15 protein-coding genes are annotated in these 20,601 nt (G+C 69.5%); 1 reads left to right on the top strand and 14 read right to left on the bottom strand.

Annotated features, from left to right (window positions below):
• Positions 1–2 precede the first annotated feature (2 nt).
• The 11 genes from M6G08_RS03905 to M6G08_RS03955 form a co-directional block, all read right to left on the bottom strand.
• On the bottom strand, positions 3–1,946 hold the full coding sequence (locus M6G08_RS03905; protein ID WP_272585789.1) for a trypsin-like serine protease: 1,944 nt from the start codon (positions 1,944–1,946) through the stop codon (positions 3–5).
• Positions 1,947–2,166: 220 nt separating this feature from the next.
• On the bottom strand, positions 2,167–4,125 hold the full coding sequence (locus M6G08_RS03910) for a TIGR03960 family B12-binding radical SAM protein (protein ID WP_272585790.1): 1,959 nt from the start codon (positions 4,123–4,125) through the stop codon (positions 2,167–2,169).
• 87 nt (positions 4,126–4,212) lie between these two features.
• Positions 4,213–5,412, bottom strand: a complete 1,200-nt coding sequence (gene rodA, locus M6G08_RS03915; protein WP_272585791.1) for a rod shape-determining protein RodA — start codon at positions 5,410–5,412, stop codon at positions 4,213–4,215.
• On the bottom strand, positions 5,409–7,724 hold the full coding sequence (gene mrdA, locus M6G08_RS03920) for a penicillin-binding protein 2 (protein WP_272585792.1): 2,316 nt from the start codon (positions 7,722–7,724) through the stop codon (positions 5,409–5,411). Before mrdA ends, rodA begins: the two co-directional genes overlap by 4 nt.
• A 107-nt stretch (positions 7,725–7,831) precedes the next feature.
• On the bottom strand, positions 7,832–8,503 hold the full coding sequence (mreD, locus tag M6G08_RS03925) for a rod shape-determining protein MreD (RefSeq protein WP_272585793.1): 672 nt from the start codon (positions 8,501–8,503) through the stop codon (positions 7,832–7,834).
• Between the two features lie 13 nt (positions 8,504–8,516).
• Positions 8,517–9,551, bottom strand: coding sequence for a rod shape-determining protein MreC (gene mreC, locus M6G08_RS03930; protein ID WP_272585794.1), 1,035 nt, complete (start codon positions 9,549–9,551; stop codon positions 8,517–8,519).
• 166 nt (positions 9,552–9,717) lie between these two features.
• Positions 9,718–10,737 carry a rod shape-determining protein gene (locus M6G08_RS03935; protein ID WP_007449816.1) on the bottom strand — a complete coding sequence of 340 codons (1,020 nt, stop codon included), beginning with the start codon at positions 10,735–10,737 and terminating at the stop codon, positions 9,718–9,720.
• Between the two features lie 347 nt (positions 10,738–11,084).
• Complete coding sequence (ndk, locus tag M6G08_RS03940; protein ID WP_073723036.1) at positions 11,085–11,498, bottom strand: nucleoside-diphosphate kinase; 414 nt, start codon at positions 11,496–11,498, stop codon at positions 11,085–11,087.
• A gap of 173 nt (positions 11,499–11,671) precedes the next feature.
• Entirely contained in the window at positions 11,672–12,028 is a 357-nt protein-coding gene (locus tag M6G08_RS03945; RefSeq protein ID WP_073723038.1) for a DUF4233 domain-containing protein, read from the bottom strand.
• A gap of 9 nt (positions 12,029–12,037) precedes the next feature.
• Positions 12,038–13,561: a bifunctional tetrahydrofolate synthase/dihydrofolate synthase gene (gene folC / locus M6G08_RS03950; RefSeq protein ID WP_272585795.1), complete on the bottom strand. Its 1,524-nt coding sequence runs from the start codon at positions 13,559–13,561 to the stop codon at positions 12,038–12,040.
• Between the two features lie 193 nt (positions 13,562–13,754).
• Positions 13,755–16,406, bottom strand: coding sequence for a valine--tRNA ligase (locus M6G08_RS03955; RefSeq protein WP_272585796.1), 2,652 nt, complete (start codon positions 16,404–16,406; stop codon positions 13,755–13,757).
• A 138-nt stretch (positions 16,407–16,544) separates the two neighbouring features.
• On the opposite strand from M6G08_RS03955, the gene M6G08_RS03960 reads away from it, so the two are divergent.
• Positions 16,545–17,510, top strand: a complete 966-nt coding sequence (locus M6G08_RS03960; RefSeq protein ID WP_272585797.1) for a hypothetical protein — start codon at positions 16,545–16,547, stop codon at positions 17,508–17,510.
• A gap of 68 nt (positions 17,511–17,578) precedes the next feature.
• Here M6G08_RS03960 and clpX read toward each other — a convergent pair whose 3' ends face one another.
• From clpX to M6G08_RS03975, 3 genes are all read right to left on the bottom strand, one after another.
• Entirely contained in the window at positions 17,579–18,865 is a 1,287-nt protein-coding gene (gene clpX / locus M6G08_RS03965; protein WP_073723047.1) for an ATP-dependent Clp protease ATP-binding subunit ClpX, read from the bottom strand.
• A 191-nt stretch (positions 18,866–19,056) separates the two neighbouring features.
• The gene (locus M6G08_RS03970) at positions 19,057–19,737 is read right to left on the bottom strand and encodes an ATP-dependent Clp protease proteolytic subunit (RefSeq protein WP_272585798.1); all 681 of its coding nucleotides are present in this window, start codon (positions 19,735–19,737) and stop codon (positions 19,057–19,059) included.
• Between the two features lie 83 nt (positions 19,738–19,820).
• Positions 19,821–20,426, bottom strand: coding sequence for an ATP-dependent Clp protease proteolytic subunit (locus M6G08_RS03975; RefSeq protein WP_051005918.1), 606 nt, complete (start codon positions 20,424–20,426; stop codon positions 19,821–19,823).
• Positions 20,427–20,601 lie beyond the last annotated feature (175 nt).

The following is a 20,601-nucleotide window of genomic DNA, read 5'->3' on the forward strand; positions in this document are numbered from 1 at the left end:
GGTCAGAGGATCTCGCTGCTTTCCCACTTCCAGCTGATCGACCCGGCGCTGTCCCACTTGCGCACCGGACCAGCGAAACCGGAGCCGTTGCTCGTCAGCGTCCACAGGCCGGTGCGGTTGGTCCCGTCGGCCTGGCGGCCGTAGTCGTAGAGCACCCCGACGTCGCTGCGGCCGTCACCGTCGAAGTCACCGGAGAACGGCTGGGAATTGTTCCAGCTCCAGCTGCCGGCCGTGGCGCTGTCCCACTTGCGCACCGGGCCACCGAAACCGGAGCCGTTGCTGGTGAACGTCCACAGGGTCGTGTGGTTGGCACCGTCACTGCGCTGACCGTTGTTGTACAGCACACCCACGTCACTACGGCCGTCACCGGTGAAGTCGCCGGAGACCACCTTCGACCGGTCCCAGTCCCAGCTGGGGCCGCCGTCGGCGACGTTGTCCCAGACCTTGACCGGCTTGCCGAACCCGGTACCGCTGCTCGTCAACGTCCACAGACCCGTGTGATTGGTCCCGTCGGCCTGGCGGCCGTAGTCGTAGAGCACACCGACATCGCTGCGGCCGTCACCGTCGAAGTCACCGGAGAACGGCTCGGAGCTGTCCCAGCTCCAGCTGCCACTCGTAGCGCTGTCCCACTTGCGCACCGGGCCACCGAAACCGGTACCGCTGCTGGTGAACGTCCACAGGGTCGTGTGGTTGGCACCATCACTGCGCTGACCGTTGTTGTACAGCACACCCACGTCATCACGGCCGTCACCGTCGAAGTCACCGGAGACCACCTTCGACCGGTCCCAGTCCCAGCTGGGGCCGCCGTCGGCGACGTTGTCCCAGACCTTGACCGGCTTGCCGAACCCGGTACCGCTGCTCGTCAACGTCCACAGACCCGTGTGATTGGTCCCGTCGGCCTCGGTGCCGTAGTCGTAGAGCACACCGACATCGCTGCGGCCGTCACCGTTGAAGTCACCGGAGAACGCCTTGGAGTGGTTCCAGCTCCAGCTGCCGCCCGTGGCACTGTCCCACTTGCGCACCGGGCCACCGAAACCGGTACCGCTGCTGGCGAACGTCCACAGGGTCGTGTGGTTGGCACCGTCACTGCGCTGACCGTTGTTGTACAGCACACCCACGTCGCTACGGCCGTCACCGTCGAAGTCGGCGGCGGGGGTCCGCACCGCGTTCGCGGTGACCCAGTCGCGGATGTCGTCGACCCGGGCGGCGACGGCGCTGCTGGGCGTTGCCTCCGCGGAGTCGACGCCGAAGCAGCCCACGTGGTTCGAACGGCTGCTCACCGCGACGAGCTCCGGGCGGCCGTCGACGGTCCGCAGCACCGGGCCACCCGCGTCTCCCTGGCAGACCGAGGCTCCGTCCTTGCCGCTCATGACCAGGTCCGCGCCGTCGACGGCGGTGACGGCGAAGGTGCCGGTGTGCTGCTCGAGGGGCGCCCACTCCGTCGCCGTACGGCCGTGACCGGCCACGGTGAGGTCCTGTCCGGCGGTGGCTCCGGCGGTGGCGAGGGCGACAGGGGTCACTCCCCGCACCGGCTGCGCCAGACGGGCCAGCACGAGATCGCGCTCACCGTGCGGGCGGAGCTCCACGACGCCCCGCGTGTCACCGCCCACGGTCGCGACGGTCTCCAGCCGGGGCGGGCCGGCGGGCACGGAGAGGTCGGCGGCCGGATTGTCGGCGAAGCAGCTGGCGGTGGTGAGCACCCACTCGGGCGAGACCAGGGAGCCGGAGCAGCCCCGCTGGTGGTCACCGACGATCAGCCGGGCGGTGAAACCGGGACCCGCGTCCGTCGCGGGCGCGCCGACCACAGCCTGCGCCGGCGCGCCGGTGAGGAGCAACAGCGGCGCCGCGCCGAGGAGCGCGACGGCCCTGACCGCGGCGGACCCTGAAACGCCGGCGTGTCTGAGCCGGTTCGGGCGTGAAGCGGTCGTCTTGCTGCGTGCGTTCATTGCAGTCCTAGGAGTCGATCTTGCTGAACAGGCTCGAAGGTTGCGGTACGCCGACTGCTTTTCACTTGTCGGTGGGTGTTCTTTCGCCAACTCTCCACGAGGAACACCCTGTCCCCGCCCCCCTCGGCCATCTAAGACCGAGCTCCATGATCTCGTCCACGGTTCAAACCACCCAAACTGACAGTACGTCACGCGCGGAGCATGACGTACGTCACCTCTGTCAGCCGGCCGGAGCGGCGTTCTTGACCGTGAGCGGCAGCAGCTTCTTGCCGGTCGGACCGATCTGGATCTCCGTGTCCATCGCGGGGCACACACCGCAGTCGAAGCACGGCGTCCAGCGGCAGTCCTCGACCTCGGTCTCGTCGAGGGCGTCCTGCCAGTCCTCCCAGAGCCAGTCCTTGTCGAGGCCCGAGTCGAGGTGGTCCCAGGGCAGGACCTCCTCGTAGCCGCGCTCGCGCGTGGTGTACCAGTCGACGTCGACGCCGAAGGGCGCGAGGGCCTTGTCGGCGCAGGCCATCCAGCGGTCGTAGGAGAAGTGCTCGCGCCAGCCGTCGAAGCGGCCGCCGTCGTCGTAGACGGCTCGGATGACGGCGCCGGTGCGGCGGTCGCCGCGGGAGAGGAGGCCCTCGACGATGCCGGGCTTGCCGTCGTGGTAACGGAAGCCGATGGAGCGGCCGTACTTCTTGTCGCCGCGGATCTTGTCGCGGAGCTTGGCCAGGCGCTCGTCCGTCTCCTGCGCCGACAGCTGCGGCGCCCACTGGAAGGGGGTGTGGGGCTTGGGGACGAAGCCGCCGATCGACACGGTGCAGCGGATGTCGCCGGAGCCGGAGACCTCGCGGCCCTTGGCGATGACGCGGGTGGCCATGTCGGCGATCTGGAGGACGTCGTCGTCGGTCTCGGTGGGCAGGCCGCACATGAAGTACAGCTTCACCTGACGCCAGCCGTTGCCGTAGGCCGTGGCGACGGTCCGGATGAGGTCGTCCTCCGAGACCATCTTGTTGATGACCTTGCGGATGCGCTCGGAGCCGCCCTCGGGGGCGAAGGTGAGGCCGGAGCGGCGGCCGTTGCGGGTCAGCTCGTTGGCCAGGTCGATGTTGAAGGCGTCGACGCGGGTGGAGGGCAGGGAGAGGCCGATCTTGTCGTCCTCGTAGCGGTCGGCGAGGCCCTTGGCGACGTCGGCGATCTCCGAGTGGTCGGCGGACGAGAGGGACAGCAGGCCGACCTCCTCGAAGCCGGTCGCCTTCAGCCCCTTGTCGACCATGTCGCCGATGCCGGTGATGGAGCGCTCGCGCACCGGGCGGGTGATCATGCCGGCCTGGCAGAAGCGGCAGCCGCGGGTGCAGCCTCGGAAGATCTCGACCGACATGCGCTCGTGGACGGTCTCGGCGAGCGGGACGAGGGGCTGCTTGGGGTAGGGCCACTCGTCGAGGTCCATGACCGTGTGCTTGCTCACCCGCCACGGAACACCGCTGCGGTTCGGTACGACGCGGGCGATGCGGCCGTCGGGGAGGTACTCGACGTCGTAGAAGCCGGGGACGTAGACGCCGCCGGTCTTCGCCAGGCGCAGGAGGAGTTCCTCACGGCCGCCGGGGCGGCCCTCGGCCTTCCAGGCACGGATGATCGCGGTGATCTCCAGGACGGCCTGCTCGCCGTCGCCGATGACCGCGCAGTCGATGAAGTCGGCGATCGGCTCGGGGTTGAAGGCGGCGTGGCCGCCGGCCAGGACGATCGGGTCGTCGATGCCGCGGTCCGCCGCCTCGAGCGGGATGCCCGCGAGGTCCAGGGCGGCCAGCATGTTGGTGTAGCCCAGCTCCGTGGAGAAGGAGAGGCCGAAGACGTCGAAGGCCTTCACCGGGCGGTGGCTGTCGACGGTGAACTGCGGGACGGAGTGCTCCCGCATCAGCGCCTCCAGGTCCGGCCAGACGCTGTAGGTGCGTTCGGCGAGGACGCCCTGCTGCTCGTTCAGCACCTCGTAGAGGATCATGACGCCCTGGTTGGGCAGGCCGACCTCGTAGGCGTCCGGGTACATCAGGGCCCAGCGGACGTCACAGGAGTCCCACTCCTTGACCGTGGAGTTGAGCTCTCCGCCGACGTACTGGATCGGCTTCTGCACATGCGGGAGCAGAGCTTCGAGCTGCGGAAAAACAGACTTCACAGACTCGGCGGCTTCGGCAGGCATCTCACGGAACCTTCGTGTGCTGACAAGGGGGACCATCCAGCCTAACCCGGCCCGGACGGTCCCCCGTACCGCCCCGCGTCGGCGCCGCTACGCCGACATCGGTCTCTGCACGGTGATCGACTGGAGGAGTCCGACCGCAATCCACACGGCGAACATCGACGAGCCGCCGTACGACACGAAGGGCAGCGGCAGGCCGGTGACCGGCATGATGCCGAGGGTCATGCCGATGTTCTCGAAGGTCTGGAAGGCGAACCAGGCGACGATCCCCGCGGCGACGACCGTGCCGTACAGGTCGGTGGTCTGGCGGGCGATCCGGCAGGCCCGCCAGAGGACGACGCCGAGCAGGGCGATGATGAGGCCCGCGCCGAGGAAGCCCAGTTCCTCGCCGGCGACCGTGAAGACGAAGTCGGTCTGCTGCTCCGGAACGAAGCGGCCGGTGGTCTGGGAGCCCTCGAAGAGGCCGGAGCCGGTCAGGCCGCCGGAGCCGATGGCGATGCGGGCCTGGTTGGTGTTGTAGCCGACGCCCGCGGGGTCGAGCTCCGGGTTGGCGAAGGCGGCGAAGCGGGCGATCTGGTAGTCGTCCAGGATGCCGAGCTGCCAGACGGCGAGCGCGCCGGCGGTCCCGGCGCCCAGCAGTCCGAAGACCCAGCGGTTGGAGGCGCCGGAGGCGAGCAGCACGCCCAGCACGATGATGACCATGACCATGACCGACCCGAGGTCGGGCATGAGCATCACGATCAGCATGGGCACGGTGGCCAGGCCGAGGGCCTGGAGCACGGTCCGCTGGTCCGGGTGGGGCCGGTCCCCGGCGTCGACGCGTGCGGCGAGCAGCATCGCCATGCCGAGGATGATCGTGATCTTCACGAACTCCGAGGGCTGCACGGAGAAGCCGCCGGGGAGCTTGATCCAGGAGTGGGCGCCGTTGATGGTCGAGCCGAGCGGCGTGAGCACCAGCAGGATCAGGAACACGGAGGCGCCGTAGAGGACCGGCACGGCGGTGCGCAGGGCGCGGTGGCCGAGCCAGACGACGCCGACCATCAGGGCGAGCCCGATGCCGGTGTTCAGCAGGTGGCGGGTGAGGAAGTAGTACTGGTCGCCCTGGTTGAGTTCGGTGCGGTTGCGGGTCGCGGAGTAGACGAGCAGGGAGCCCATCAGGGAGAGCGCGACGGAGGCCAGCAGTATCGGCCAGTCGAGCCGCCGTGCCATGCCGTCCCGGGCGAAGACCCGGGTCCAGCCGGCCTTCTCGGGTCCGTACCCGGACACGTGGAAGCTGTTGGCGCCGGTCATGTGTGTGCCCTCCGGCTTCCGTGGCCGGCCGCCGGGCGCCGGCCGGGTCCACGGCCGCGACCGCGTCCGCCGCCGCGTCGCCGGTGGCGGCGGGTGTCGCGGTTGTCGCCGTTCTGGGCCGGCGTCGTGGCGCCCTGCTGCTGTTCGTCGATGGGGGCGTACTCCTCCTCCGGGGAGGCCTTCTCGTCGGGCAGGAGGTCCTTGACGATGTCCTTGCTGATCTTCGGTGCGGGGATGGTCCCGTCGGCCTTGATCGTCGGCAGCTTCGCCTGCGGCTTCGGCAGCAGCGCCTTCTTGGGGTCGATGCTCCCGTCGTCCGAGACGCCGTAGAGCGCGTCGTAGATGTTGCGGACGGCGGGGCCGGAGGCGCCGGAGCCCGTGCCGCCCTGGGAGATCGTCATGACGATCGCGTACTCGTCGGTGTAGGTGGCGAACCAGGAGGTGGTCTGCTTGCCGTGGACCTCGGCGGTACCGGTCTTGGCGTGCATCGGGATCTTGTCCTGGGGCCAGCCGACCTGGGCGAACCGCCAGGCGGCGGTGCCGCGGGTGGCGACTCCCGCGAGGGCGTCGTCCATCTGGGCGAGCGTGGTCTTGCTTATGGGCAGCTTGCCGTGGGCCTGGGGCTCGATCGCCTCGACGTCCTTGCCGTCGGGGCTGACGATCGCCTTGCCGATGGTGGGGTCGTAGAGGGTGCCGCCGTTGGAGATGGCCGCGTAGATGGTGGCCATCTGGATGGGCGTGGTGAGGGTGTCGCCCTGGCCGATGGAGTAGTTGATGGCGTCACCGGCGCGCATCTTGTTGCCTTCCAGGCAGCCCTCGTACGCGAGCCTCTCGACGTAGGAGCCGTCCTTCTTGCCGGACTTGCACCAGGCGTCCTTGTTGGCCTCCCAGTAGTCCTGCTTCCACTGGCGGTCGGGGACGCGGCCGCTGACCTCGTTGGGGAGGTCGATGCCGGTCTTCTTGCCGAGGCCGAACTCGTGGGCGGCCTTGTAGAAGTAGTCGTTGGGGTTCTTGGGGTTGTTGCCGCCGTCCTTCTTCCACTCCTGGTGGGCGAGGCGGTAGTAGACGGTGTCGCAGGAGAGTTCCAGGGCGCGGCCGAGGTCGATCGAGCCGTAGCTGGCGGACTCGTAGTTCTTGAAGACCTGGCCGCCCACGGAGTAGGAGCTGGAGCAGTCGTAGCCGCCGTTGAAGTCGTAGCCGGCCTCGACGGCGGCGGAGGTGGAGACCACCTTGAAGATGGAGCCGGGGGCGGCCTGGCCCTGGGTGGCCCGGTTGAGCAGCGGGTAGTTGGAGTCCTTGCCGGTGAGCCTCTTGTAGTCCTTGGCGGAGATGCCGCCGACCCAGGCGTTGGGGTCGTACGTCGGGTTGGAGGCCATGGCGACGATGCGGCCGGTCTTGGCCTCCATCACGACGACGGCGCCGGCGTCGGCCTTGTAGTTCTCACCGGTGTTGTCGTCGTAGACCTTGCGGGCTTCCTTCATCGCCTCGTTGAGCTCGTACTCGGCGACCCGCTGGACGCGGGCGTCGAGGCTGGTGACGAGGTTGGAGCCGGGCACGCCGGGGTCGGACTCGGCCTCGCCGATGACGCGGCCGAGGTTGTCGACCTCGTAGCGGGTGACGCCGGCCTTGCCGCGCAGCGCTTTGTCGTACTGGCGCTCCAGGCCGGAGCGGCCGACCTGGTCGGAGCGCAGGAACGGTGAGTCGGTGTCCTCGGCCTTCTTGATCTCCTCGTCGGTGACCGGGGAGAGGTAGCCGAGGACCTGGCCGGTGTTGGCCTTGCCGGGGGCGGCGTAGCGGCGTACGGCCATGGGCTCGGCGGTGATGCCGGGGAAGTCCTCGGCGCGCTCGCGGATCTGGAGGGCCTGCTTGGGGGTGGCCTCGTCGGTGACGGGGATCGGCTGGTAGGGCGAGCCGTTCCAGCAGGGCTGGGGGGTCTCGGCGTCGCAGAGCCGGACCTTGTCCATGACTTCCTTGGGCGCCATGCCGAGGACGCCGGCGAGCTTGGTGAGGACGGCCTTGCCGTCGTCCTTCATCTTCAGCAGCTCGGTGCGGGAGGCGGAGACGACCAGGCGCGCCTCGTTGTCGGCGAGGGCGACGCCTCGGGCGTCGAGGATCGAGCCGCGGGGTGCGGGCTGGACGACCTGCTGGACGTGGTTGCCGGACGCCTCGGCGGCGTACTCGTCGCCCTGGCGGATCTGGAGGTACCAGAGCCGGCCGCCGAGGGTGGCGAGGAGGGAGAGGACGAGGACCTGGATGACGACGAGCCGGGTCTGGACGCGTGTGCTGCGGCCGGTCTCCGGAATGTTAGTCATGGGCGCAGCCCCTCCGATTGAGGGTGGTGGTGGGAGACGGGTGGGAGTTGGTCACCGCGCCTGCCTCCCCCTGGTGAAGTGCGTGCTCCTTGTGTGCTGCCGCGTCGTCACAGCCGCTTGACCCCCTTGATGCGTCCGGCTCGGGCCACCCGCGCCCGCGCCGCCTTCACCCGCAGTCCGTTGCGCTGGCCGCCGATGCGCAGGCCGGTGCCGCCGGAGAGCCAGCCGGAGGAGATGTCGGGCTTCTGGCCGGCGGAGTTGGTGTCGGCCAGCGGGTCGTTCTCGGCGCGTCTGGCCAGCGCCATGACGCCGGGGACGACGAAGGGCGCGAGCAGCAGGTCGTAGAGGGCGGCGGTGAACAGCAGGCCGGGCAGGCCGACGTGGCGGGCGGCGGTGTCGCCGACGAGGGCGCCGACACCGGCGTAGAGGAGGGTGGTGCCGAGGGCGGCGACGACCACGACGGCCATGGGTCCGGTGGCCGACCTGAGCCGGCCGTTCTCCGGTTTGGCGAGTCCGGCGAGGTAGCCGATGACGCAGAGCACCAGGGCGTAGCGGCCGGCGGCGTGGTCGGCGGGCGGTGCCAGGTCGGCGAGGAGTCCGGCGCCGAAGCCGACGAGGGCGCCGCCGACGTGGCCGTAGACCAGGGCGAGGCCGAGGACGGTGAGCAGCAGCAGGTCGGGGACGGCGCCGGGCAGGTGGAGACGGGCGAGGACGCTCACCTGGATGACGAGGGCGACGACGACGAGGGAGGCGGAGAGCAGGATCCGGTTGACGCGCATGGGGTGAAAGCTCCTACTGCTCGTTCTGCTCGGACTGCTCGGACTGCTGGTTCTGCCCGGTCCCGCCGTCCGGCGCCTGACCGTCCTGCGCCAGGCCGTCCTGGGCCTGGCCGCCGTCCTCGGTCTGGCCGTCGGGGTCGGCTCCGGGGGTCGCGGTCACCGTGACGGTCGGCGTGGGCTTCGGCTGCTTCTTCTCCGGGAGCACCGTGTCGCGCGGGTCCTTCTGCGGGCCCTGGACGACGACGCCGACGATGTCGAGCTTGGTGAAGCTGACGAACGGCGTGATCTCGAGCGTGCGGGTCAGGTCGCCGCCCGAGGGGTCGACGTTGGAGACGGTGCCGACGGGCACGCCGGGCACGAAGGGCTTGTCGGCCTGGGAGCCGAAGGTGACCAGGCGGTCGCCCTTGTCGACCTGGGCCTTGCCGTTGAGCAGCTCGACGCGCAGGGGGCGGCCGCCCTGGCCGGAGGCGAAGCCGAGTTCGTCGCTGCCCTCCATCCGGGTGCCGACGGTGAAGTCGGGGTCGTTGGCGAGCAGCACCGTGGCGGTGTTCGGGCCGACGGTGGTGACGCGGCCGACGAGGCCGTCGCCGTTGAGGACGGTCATGTCGCGCTCGATGCCGTCGTTGGCACCGGCGTCGATGGTGACGGTCCAGGAGAAGCCCTGCGCGGCTCCTATGGCGATGACCTGGGCGCCCTTGATGCCGTACTGGCCGGCGCCGGCCAGCCCGAGCATCTTGTCGAACTGCTTCAGGCGGCTGCGGCCGCGCTCGTCGCTGCCGAGCTTCGCCTTCAGCGCGGCGTTCTCCGTCTCCAGTTCGGCGAGCCGGTCGTGGCGGTCGCCGGAGTCACGGACGGCGGAGATCGCGTTGCCGATCGGGTCGACCGCGGACGACACCCCGTTCTCGATCGGACCGAAGACTCCGGCCGCGGCCTGCCGGGCGCCGTCGACCGGTGAGTCCTCCCCGCCGCGAATGTCCACCGTGATCAGCGCGAACGCGATGGCGATCAGCAGCACCAGGAGCAGCCGGCTCTCTTTCGTGTCCCTCACGTGCGGCGGCCGTGCCTTCCTCGTCGAATTCGACAATTACGTGGCGGTGTTCAGGAATTCAGGGGATTCGGTGCCCGCGGTGCGAAACGCGCGGTACCAAGCCTCTATATCAACGATCCGCCGCACGAGAGGAGATCGTCTCGTACGGCGGAACCGAAGTGTTACCTCATCTGCGGGGCGAGGCGTCCAGCACCTGCTGGAGCGCCTCGAACTCCTCGACGCACTTGCCGGAGCCGAGCGCCACGCTGTCGAGCGGGTCCTCGGCGATGTGGATCGGCATCCCGGTCTCCCGGCGCAGCCGCTCGTCGAGCCCGCGCAGCAGCGCGCCGCCGCCGGTCAGGACGATGCCCCGGTCCATGATGTCGCCGGACAGCTCGGGCGGACACTTGTCGAGGGTCGTCTTGACGGCGTCGACGATCGCGTTGACCGGCTCCTCGATCGCCTTGCGAACTTCGGCGGCGGAGATGACGACGGTCTTCGGCAGCCCGGAGACGAGGTCCCGGCCGCGGATTTCGGTGTGCTCGTCGGAGTCGAGGTCGTACGCCGAACCGATCGTGATCTTGATCTGCTCGGCCGTGCGCTCACCCAGGAGAAGGCTGTACTCCTTCTTCACGTGCTGGATGATCGCGTTGTCCAGCTCGTCACCCGCGACGCGGATGGACTGGGCGGTGACGATGCCGCCGAGCGAGATGACCGCGACCTCCGTGGTGCCGCCGCCGATGTCGACCACCATGTTGCCCGTGGCCTCGTGGACCGGCAGGCCGGAGCCGATGGCCGCTGCCATGGGCTCCTCGATGATGTGCACCTGACGAGCGCCGGCCTGGGACGACGCCTCGATGACGGCGCGGCGCTCGACGCCGGTGATGCCCGAGGGCACACAGACGACGACCCGCGGACGAGCCAGATACCGCCGCTTGTGGATCTTCAGGATGAAGTAGCGGAGCATCCGCTCGGTGATCTCGAAGTCGGCGATGACGCCGTCCTTCAGCGGACGCACGGCAACGATGTTGCCGGGCGTGCGCCCGATCATCTTCTTCGCTTCGGCGCCGACCGCGAGGATGCCACCGGTGTTGGTGTTGATCGCGACGACGGACGGCTCGTTGAGTACGATCCCGCGACCCCTGACGTACACCAGCGTGTTGGCGGTCCCGAGGTCGACAGCCATGTCACGGCCGATGAACGACATTGAGTTCCCCATCAGGATTCGACTGGCCTTCCCGGGAGCTTTTGAGGGCTTTTCAGGTAGGCGAAGTGGGTGCAGTGACGCGTGGAGGCTTCCATCGTAGACGCGCTTTCGCGAACACTGCGCGAGGGTCTTCGCCATTGTCAGCAGATGGCGCATCGCCTCGCTTGTGGAGACGGGCCAACGGTGGCATCCGTTCCCCCGAACAGGCGTGCATATGCCACAGGGCGGTCGCTTCTACGCGACCGCCCTGGTCCGCGGCGGGCCATTCGGCTGACGCGGCGTCAGAAAAAAGTTGTGCCCGGCGTGTCCGGACGGAGGCTACGAGGCCTGTCGGGGCCGTCGCGGCCTCAGGCCCGGCCGGGGAAGAAGATCTTCAGCTCGCGCTCGGCGGACTCCTCGGAGTCGGAGGCGTGGATCAGGTTCTCCCGGACGATGACGCCGAAGTCCCCGCGGATGGAGCCGGGGGCGGCGGCGATCGGGTCGGTCGGGCCGGCCAGCGCGCGCACCCCCTCGATGACCCGCTCGCCCTCGACGACCATGGCCACGACCGGACCGGACGACATGAACTCGACCAACGGCTCGTAGAAGGGCTTGCCCTTGTGCTCGCCGTAGTGCTGCTCCAGCGTCTCGGTGTCCAGGGTGCGCAGTTCCAGCGCGGTGATCTGCCAGCCGGCCTTGCGCTCGATACGGCTGATGATCTCGCCGGTCAGGCCGCGACGGACGGCGTCGGGCTTGAGGAGGACGAGGCTGCGCTGGGTCACGAGGGCTCCTTGGAATATGCGGGTGTGCTGTTGTGCGTACGTCGCGTGCGCCGCGTACGGGTGATGCGCGTGCGGTGGGCGCGGTGCGAAGGCCGCGTCGCACGAATTGATGACAGAGGTTACCGGGCGTGTCGCGCCGCCCGTCACGCAGCGTCAGTCAGCGGCGGCCGAGGTCAGGCGGCATCGGGCGCGGCGGCCTCGGCCTGGGCGGCGAACCTCGCCTTCGCCTCGTCGATCTTCCGCCCGTAGTGCACCGACGCCCACCACAGGGCGGCGAAGACGGCGCCCAGGAAGAACATGGTCGGCACCACGAAACCGGAGGCGATCAGCGCGATCTGCAGGGCCCAGCCGAAGGCGACGCCGCCCGGCCGGGTCACCGCGCCGCACAGCGCCACGCACAGGAACATGGCGATGCCGCTGACCGTCCACACCGTCCCCATGGACAGGTCCGGGTCCTTCATCGCGACCAGCCCGGCGAAGCCGATGACGAAGAACTCGCCGATCAAGGTCGATGCACAGAGCGTACGCACGGAAAATCCTCAGCCCTTCCCCAGCAGCAGCCGGGCCTCGCCGACGGTGATGACGGAACCGGTGACGAGCACGCCGCCGCCCGCGAACTCGCCCTCCTCCTCGGCCAGCGTGATCGCGGCCTCCAGGGCGTCCGGCAGCCGGGGCTCGACCTGGACCCGGTCCTCGCCGAACACCTCGACGGCGATCCCGGCCAGCTCGTCGGCGTCCATCGCGCGGTGGCTGGAGTTCTGGGTGACGACGACCTCGGCGAAGACCGGCTCGAATGCCTCCAGCAGCCCCCGTACGTTCTTGTCGCCGCTCGCGCCGACCACACCGATGAGCCGGCTGAACTGGAACGCCTCCCCGACCGCCTCGGCGGTCACCCGGGCACCGGCCGGGTTGTGCGCGGCGTCCAGCACCACGGTCGGCGAACGCCGCACCACCTCCATCCGCCCCGGCGAGGCGACGGCGGCGAAGGCCTTGCGCACGGTGTCGACGTCCAGCGGCTCGGGACGCTGCGAGCCGACGCCGAAGAACGCCTCGACGGCGGCGAGCGCGACGGCCGCGTTGTGCGCCTGGTGGGCGCCGTGCAGCGGCAGGTAGACGTCGGTGTACTCACCGCCCAGCCCGCGCAGCGTCACCAGCTGCCCGCCGACGGCGACCTGTCGGGCGACGACCCCGAACTCCAGCCCCTCGCGCGCGACGGTCGCGTTGACGTCCACGGCCTTCTTAAGCATGACCTGCGCGGCGTCCACCGGCTGCTGGGCGAGGATCACGGTGGCGTCCTGCTTGACGATGCCGGCCTTCTCGGCCGCGATCTCGCCGGGCGTCTCACCGAGCCGGTCGGTGTGGTCCAGGTCGATGGGGGTGACGACGGCGACGTCCCCGTCGATGACGTTGGTGGCGTCCCAGGAGCCGCCCATCCCGACCTCGACGACGGCCACGTCCACGGGCGCGTCGGCGAAGGCGGCGTACGCCATGCCGGTCAGCACCTCGAAGAACGACAGCCGGTACTCCTGCTGCGCGTCGACCATCTCGACGTACGGCTTGACGTCCTGGTACGTCTCGATGAACCGCTCGGCGGAGATCGCGGCGCCGTCGAGGCTGATCCGCTCGGTGATCGACTGCACGTGCGGTGAGGTGTACCGGCCGGTGCGCAGCTCGAAGGCGCCGAGCAGCGCCTCGATCATGCGGGCGGTGGAGGTCTTGCCGTTCGTCCCCGTGATGTGGATCGAGGGGTAGGACCGCTGCGGCTCCCCCAGCACGTCCATCAGCGCGGCGATGCGGGCGACGGACGGCTCCAGCTTGGTCTCGCCCCAGCGGGTGGCGAGCTCCGCCTCGACCTCGCGCAGGGCCTTGTCGACCTCGGGGTCCTCGGGACGCGTCGGCACGTCGGCCTCCGGCGGGCCGCCCTGGGTGCGCAGGGTGCGGCTGCCGGCCTCGATGACGGCGAGGTCGGGGTCGCGGGTGGTCTCCGCCGCGATGATCTCGTCGAAGTCGTTGGCGGGGTCGGAGGGGTCGGGCTGGTCGTTCTGGCCGGGGATGTCGCTCACGGGGACCAGTCTACGTACCCGCCGCTGCGGGCAGTCGTGCCGCTGGGGCGGCACGGGTGGGCGCGGCGGCACCCCGTGAGCGCCGGGCTGCGCGACCTGCCCCCCTAGCGCCCACGGAGAGGGGTTGTTGGGTTCAACGGCGAGTGCAGCGCCGTCGTGGCTGGTCGCGCAGTTCCCCGCGCCCCTGGGTTGGCTATGCCTCCGGCAGCTTTTCGAGCTGCGCGGCGATGCGGGCGATGTCCTCGTCCGCCTTGGCCAGGCGGCCGCGGATCTTGTCCACGACGTGGTCCGGCGCCTTCGCGAGGAACGCCTCGTTGCCGAGCTTCCCGTTGGCCTGCGCCTTCTCCTTCTCGGCGGCGGCGAGATCCTTCGCCAGCCGCTTGCGCTCGGCGGCGAAGTCGATCACGCCGGACAGGTCCAGCGCGACCTCGACCCCCGCCACCGGCAGCGTCGCCGTCGCCGTGAAGGAGTCGCCCTCCGGCTGGAGCCGCAGCAGCTGCCGGACGGCCGCCTCGTGCGCCGCGAGCGCGCTGCCCGCGAGGGTGAGCCGGGCCGGCACCCGCTGGCCGGGTTGGAGCCCCTGGTCGGCGCGGAAGCGGCGGACCTCGGTGATGACGGACTGGAGCGTCTCGATCTCCCGCTCGGCGCCGGCGTCCCGGAAGCCCCCCGGGGCGTCAGCCCCAGGAACGAACACAGCCGACGGCCACGGGGCGACGACGACCGACTCGCCACCGGTGAGCGTCGTCCACAGCGTCTCGGTGACGAAGGGGACGACCGGGTGGAGGAGGCGCAGCGTGACGTCCAGGACCTCACCGAGGACCCGCTTGGAGACCTCGGCGGCCTCGCCGCCCGCCTGGAAGGTGGTCTTGGACAGCTCGACGTACCAGTCGAAGACCTCGTCCCAGGCGAAGTGGAACAGGGCGTCGGAGAGCTTCGCGAACTGGTAGTCCTCGTAGTACGCGTCGACCTCGGCGACGACCGAGTTGAGCCGGGACAGGATCCAGCGGTCGGTCGAGGACATCTTCGACGCGTCCGGCAGCGGGCCCTCGACCGTCGCGCCGTTCATCAGCGCGAAACGGGTGGCGTTCCAGATCTTGTTGGCGAAGTTGCGGGAGCCCTGGACCCAGTCCTCGCCGATCGGGACGTCGACGCCCGGGTTGGCGCCGCGCGCGAGGGTGAAGCGGAGCGCGTCGGAGCCGTACTTGTCCATCCAGTCCAGCGGGTTGACCACGTTCCCGAAGGACTTGGACATCTTCTTGCCGTTCTGGTCCCGGACCATGCCGTGCAGGGCGATGGTGTGGAACGGCGGGGTGCCGTCCATCGCGTAGAGGCCGAACATCATCATCCGGGCGACCCAGAAGAAGAGGATGTCGTAGCCGGTGACCAGGACGGAGTTCGGGTAGAACTTCGCGAGCGAGTCGGTCTGCTCCGGCCAGCCCAGCGTGGAGAACGGCCACAGACCGGAGGAGAACCAGGTGTCGAGGACGTCGGAGTCCTGGTGCCAGCCCTCACCGGTCGGCGGCTCCTCGTCGGGCCCGACGCAGACGACCTCACCCTCCGGCCCGTACCAGACCGGGATGCGGTGGCCCCACCACAGCTGGCGCGAGATGCACCAGTCGTGGAGGTTGTCGACCCAGTCGAAGTACCGCTTCTCCATCTCCTGCGGGTGGATCTTGACCTTGCCGTCGCGGACCGCGTCACCGGCGGCCTTCGCCAGCGGGCCGACCTTGACCCACCACTGCATGGAAAGGCGCGGCTCGATGGTGGTCTTGCAGCGCGAGCAGTGGCCGACGGAGTGGACGTAGGGCCGCTTCTCGGCGACGATCCGGCCCTCGGCGCGCAGCGCGGCGACGATGGCGGAGCGGGCCTCCAGCCGGTCCAGGCCCTGGAAGGGGCCGTGGGCGGTGATGATCGCGTGCTCGTCCATCACGGCGATGGCAGGCAGGTCGTGGCGCTGGCCGATCTCGAAGTCGTTCGGGTCGTGGGCGGGCGTCACCTTGACGGCGCCGGTACCGAACTCGGGGTCGACGTGCTCGTCGGCGACGACCGGGATGGAGCGGTCGGTCAGCGGCAGCTTGATCAGCTTGCCGACGAGGTGCTTGTACCGCTCGTCCTCCGGGTGGACGGCGACGGCCGTGTCACCGAGCATCGTCTCGGCACGGGTGGTGGCGACGACGATGGTGTCGTCCCCGTCCCCGTACTTCATGGAGACCAGCTCGCCGTCGTCGTCCTGGTACTCGACCTCGATGTCGGAGATGGCCGTCAGACACCTCGGGCACCAGTTGATGATGCGCTCGGCGCGGTAGATCAGCTCGTCGTCGTAGAGCCGCTTGAAGATGGTCTGGACGGCCTGGGACAGCCCCTCGTCCATCGTGAACCGCTCGCGCGACCAGGCGACACCGTCACCGAGGCGGCGCATCTGCCCGCTGATCTGCCCGCCGGACTCGCCCTTCCACTGCCAGACGCGCTCGACGAACGCCTCACGACCGAGGTCGTGCCGGGACTTGCCCTCCTTGGCCAGCTCCCGCTCGACGACGTTCTGCGTGGCGATGCCGGCGTGGTCCATGCCGGGCTGCCACAGCGTCTCGAAGCCCTGCATCCGCTTGCGGCGGGTCAGGGCGTCGATGAGCGTGTGCTCGAAGGCGTGCCCGAGGTGCAGGCTGCCGGTGACGTTCGGCGGCGGGATGACGACGGTGTACGGCGGCTTGTCGCTGTCCGCGTCGGCCTCGAAGTAACCCCGTTCTACCCAGCGCTCGTACAGCTTCCCCTCTACCTCGGCCGGCGTGTACTGGGTCGGCAGTTCGGTGGTGGGCGCGGGCTGCGGCTGCTGAGAGTTCTCGGTCACGGGGGTCAGTTTACGGGCGTCACGACCCTGTCCCGAAACGCGTTTCGTTTGTAACGGTGCGGCCCCCGGTGACCTGCGCACGCCATGCCTGCGTCAGGATGTCAGCACCACGTAAGCGTCTGGAGGGGAACCCAGAAAATGAGTCACAACCAGCCGGGCCCGTACGGCGGGCAGCCCCAGCAGCCCGGACCGTACGGCCAGCCGGGACCGTACGGCCAGCAGCCGCCGCAGGCCCCCCAGCCCGGCTACGGCTACCCCCAGCAGACGCCTCCCCCGCAGCCGGGCTACGGCTACCCTCAGCAGCCCCAGCAGGGCGGCGTCCCGCCGCAGCAGCCGCCGTACGGCCAGCAGGCCCCGTACGGCCAGCAGCCGCCCTACGGCCAGCAGCCCTACGGCATGCCCCAGCCTCCGGCGCCGGGCGGCGGGAAGAAGAAGACGGGCCTGATCATCGGCGCGGTCGCCGTCGTGGCGGCGATCGGCGTGGGGGCGTACTTCGTGTTCGGCGGCGGCGGTGGCGGCGGCTCGGACATCGCGGACGACGGGCCGCACAAGCTGACGACGCCCACCACCGTGCTCGGTGAGTACGAGAAGGGCAAGAGCGACAGCGGCACCATGGACGCGAGCGACCTGAAGGACGCCGAGTCCTGGGGGGTGAAGGACGCCAAGGACGTCAGCGCGTCCTACACGGCGGAGAACAAGGACAACCCGCTGGCCAGCAAGCAGATGATGTTCGCCGGTGTCTACGGCACCATCGACGACCCCGAGGCAGCCGTCGACGCGATGTTCGCCCACATGAAGAAGGAAAGCGAGAAGGGCGGCAGCGACGAGGACATCACGATGCAGGGCGACCCCAAGGAGTACAAGCCGGACTCCCTGGAGGGCGCGATCATCAAGTGCCAGGAGGCGGAGGTCGACAACTCCGACGGCAGTGCGAACGAGCCCAAGAAGATGAACATGACGTACTGCATCTGGGGCGACCACAGCACGCTGGGCTGGGTCATGCCGATGGACATCCTCGACATCGCGGCCGGAAAGAAGCCCGACCCCGCCGCGTCCGCCGAGATCGCCGCCAAGCTCCGCAAGGAGGTCCGCGTCAAGGCCTGACGCGAGCGCGTGAGACAACGCGGAGGGGGCCCGGTCGTTCGACCGGGCCCCCTCCGCGTTGCCGCTGCCTACGCCGTCTTCTGCTCCCCCGAACCCCGCCCCCGCGAATCCCGCGGGATCAGCGTCGGGTTGACGTTGGAGAGGACCACGTCCGCCGTGATGACGACGCGGGCGACGTCCTTGCGGGACGGGACCTCGTACATCACTCCCTGGAGGACTTCCTCCATGATGGCGCGCAGGCCACGCGCGCCGGTCTGGCGGAGGATGGCCTGGTCTGCGATGGCCTCCAGGGCCTCGCGCTCGAAGTCCAGCTCCACGCCGTCGAGTTCGAAGAGGCGCTCGTACTGCTTGACGAGGGCGTTGCGCGGCTCGACCAGGATCTGGAGGAGCGCCTCGCGGTCGAGGTTGTGGACCGAGGTGATGACCGGCAGGCGGCCGATGAACTCGGGGATCATGCCGAACTTGACCAGGTCCTCCGGCATGACCTGCTCGAACTGGTCCTTGGACTCGGTCTCCCGCTTGGAGCGGATCTGCGCGCCGAAGCCGATGCCCTTGGCGCCGGCCCGGCCCTCGATGATCTTCTCCAGGCCCGCGAAGGCACCGCCCACGATGAACAGGACGTTCGTCGTGTCGATCTGGATGAACTCCTGGTGCGGGTGCTTGCGGCCGCCCTGGGGCGGGACGGAGGCCGTGGTGCCCTCCAGGATCTTCAGCAGGGCCTGCTGGACGCCCTCGCCGCTGACGTCACGCGTGATCGACGGGTTCTCGCTCTTCCGCGCGACCTTGTCGATCTCGTCGATGTAGATGATCCCGGTCTCGGCCTTCTTGACGTCGTAGTCGGCGGCCTGGATCAGCTTGAGCAGGATGTTCTCGACGTCCTCGCCGACGTACCCCGCCTCGGTGAGCGCCGTGGCGTCGGCGATCGCGAAGGGCACGTTCAGCATGCGGGCGAGGGTCTGGGCGAGGAGGGTCTTGCCGGAGCCCGTGGGGCCCAGCAGGAGGATGTTGGACTTCGCCAACTCGATGGCGTCGTCGCGGCCTTGGGCGCCGCCGTTCTCGCCGGCCTGGACCCGCTTGTAGTGGTTGTACACCGCGACGGACAGGGCCTTCTTGGCGGCTTCCTGGCCGACCACGTAGCCCTCGAGGAACTCGTAGATCTCGCGGGGCTTCGGGAGTTCCTCCCAGCGCACCTCGCTGGTCTCCGCCAGCTCTTCCTCGATGATCTCGTTGCAGAGGTCGATGCACTCGTCGCAGATGTACACACCGGGCCCTGCGATGAGCTTCTTGACCTGCTTCTGGCTCTTGCCGCAGAACGAGCACTTGAGCAGATCGCCGCCGTCACCGATGCGTGCCACGGTGTGCTTCCCCTTCGCCTGGGAGACGCCTGGCCGCCGACATGACGTCAACGGCCGGCGGACTCCTGGTGCTGCCTTATGTCCGACGGTACCTTGCCGGGCCCCTCGTCCGGGCCCCCCTTGGCACGGTTCCCTTTGACGTGAACCGCGTCAAACCGTGCCAAGGAGCGGCAGACGATACAGCCTCCCGCCTAGCGGAGAGAGGAGTTGTCCATCTTCCGGGTGGTGATGATCTGGTCGATCAGGCCGTAGCTCAGCGAGTCCTCGGCCGTGAGGATCTTGTCGCGCTCGATGTCCTCGCGGATCTTCTCGACCGGCGTGGTGGAGTGCTTAGCCAGCATCTCCTCCAGCTGCGAGCGCATCCGCAGGATCTCGTTGGCGGCGATCTCCAGGTCGGAGACCTGGCCGCGGCCGGTCTCGCTGTAGGGCTGGTGGATCAGGATGCGGGCGTTCGGCAGCGCCATGCGCTTGCCCGGCGTACCGGCGGCCAGCAGGACGGCGGCGGCGGAGGCGGCCTGGCCCATGCAGACCGTCTGGATGTCCGGCTTCACGTACTGCATCGTGTCGTAGATGGCCGTGAGCGCCGTGAAGGAGCCGCCGGGGCTGTTGATGTAGACCGAGATGTCCCGGTCGGGGTCCATCGACTCCAGGCACAGCAGCTGCGCCATGACGTCGTTGGCGGAGGCGTCGTCGATCTGGACGCCGAGGAAGATCACGCGCTCCTCGAAGAGCTTCGCGTACGGGTCGTACTCGCGCACGCCCTGCGAGGTGCGCTCGACGAAGCGCGGGATCACGTAGCGGGACTCGGCGCTCGGGCCGGTGTACTCGGCGCGCGTGCGGTCGTACAGGCCGCTGCCGGGGAAGTCGTTCACTGTGTCTCCTGGGAAGGGGCTGAGGCGTCGGCTGGGGGCGGGCTGGGGCGCGCTCCTGGGGCCCGCTGGGGCCCGGGGAGGGCTCAGGCCCCGGTGCCGCCGCCGCCCGGCATACCGGCGGCCGTGGGGATGACGTCGTCGATGAGGCCGTACTCCTTGGCCTCGAAGGCGTCGAACCAGCGGTCGCGGTCCGAGTCGCGGGTGATCTGCTCGACCGTCTGGCCGGTGTGCTGCGAGGTGAGCTCGGCCATGCGCTTCTTGGTGTGCAGCAGCCGCTCGGCGTGGATCTTGATGTCCGAGGCCGAGCCGGCCAGGCCGGCCGAGGGCTGGTGGATCAGGATCTCGGCGTTCGGCAGCGCGAAGCGCTTGCCCGGGGTGCCCGCGCTGAGCAGGAACTGCCCCATGGAGGCCGCGAGACCCATGGCGATCGTCACCACGTCGTTCTTGATGAACTGCATGGTGTCGTAGATCGCCATGCCCGCCGTGATCGAACCGCCCGGGCTGTTGATGTACAGGAAGATGTCCTTGTCCGGGTCGGCGGCAAGGAGCAGCAGCTGTGCGGTGATCTTGTTGGCAATGTCGTCGTCGACCGGCTGGCCGAGGAAGATGATCCGCTCGCCGAGCAGCCGGTTGTAGACCTGGTCGCCGAGGCCACCACCGATGGAGGGCTCGCCGGCGGCGGAGGGCATCAGATTCGTCACGTAATCCACCTGCTCGTCTTACGACGGCGCCGGGCCGTCTCACGTTTCCCTGCGGGGCTGGAGCCGCTTTCGGGGACTCCCCTGCCCTCGTATTCATGGACCCTAACGCGCAGGGCCTGCGGCGCCATCCCGGTTCCGCGGGTGTTCGCCGGGGGCGTAGCGC

The sequence above is a fragment of the Streptomyces sp. M92 genome (assembly GCF_028473745.1).
Taxonomy (GTDB): domain Bacteria; phylum Actinomycetota; class Actinomycetes; order Streptomycetales; family Streptomycetaceae; genus Streptomyces.

Coding starts and splice junctions, on each gene's coding strand:
- M6G08_RS03905 (WP_272585789.1), bottom strand. CDS start 1,946: ATGAACGCACGCAGCAAGACGACCGCTTCACGCCCGAACCGGCTCAGA.
- M6G08_RS03910 (WP_272585790.1), bottom strand. CDS start 4,125: ATGCCTGCCGAAGCCGCCGAGTCTGTGAAGTCTGTTTTTCCGCAGCTC.
- rodA (WP_272585791.1), bottom strand. CDS start 5,412: ATGACCGGCGCCAACAGCTTCCACGTGTCCGGGTACGGACCCGAGAAG.
- mrdA (WP_272585792.1), bottom strand. CDS start 7,724: ATGACTAACATTCCGGAGACCGGCCGCAGCACACGCGTCCAGACCCGG.
- mreD (WP_272585793.1), bottom strand. CDS start 8,503: ATGCGCGTCAACCGGATCCTGCTCTCCGCCTCCCTCGTCGTCGTCGCC.
- M6G08_RS03935 (WP_007449816.1), bottom strand. CDS start 10,737: ATGTCGTTCATCGGCCGTGACATGGCTGTCGACCTCGGGACCGCCAAC.
- M6G08_RS03960 (WP_272585797.1), top strand. CDS start 16,545: ATGAGTCACAACCAGCCGGGCCCGTACGGCGGGCAGCCCCAGCAGCCC.
- M6G08_RS03975 (WP_051005918.1), bottom strand. CDS start 20,426: ATGCCCTCCGCCGCCGGCGAGCCCTCCATCGGTGGTGGCCTCGGCGAC.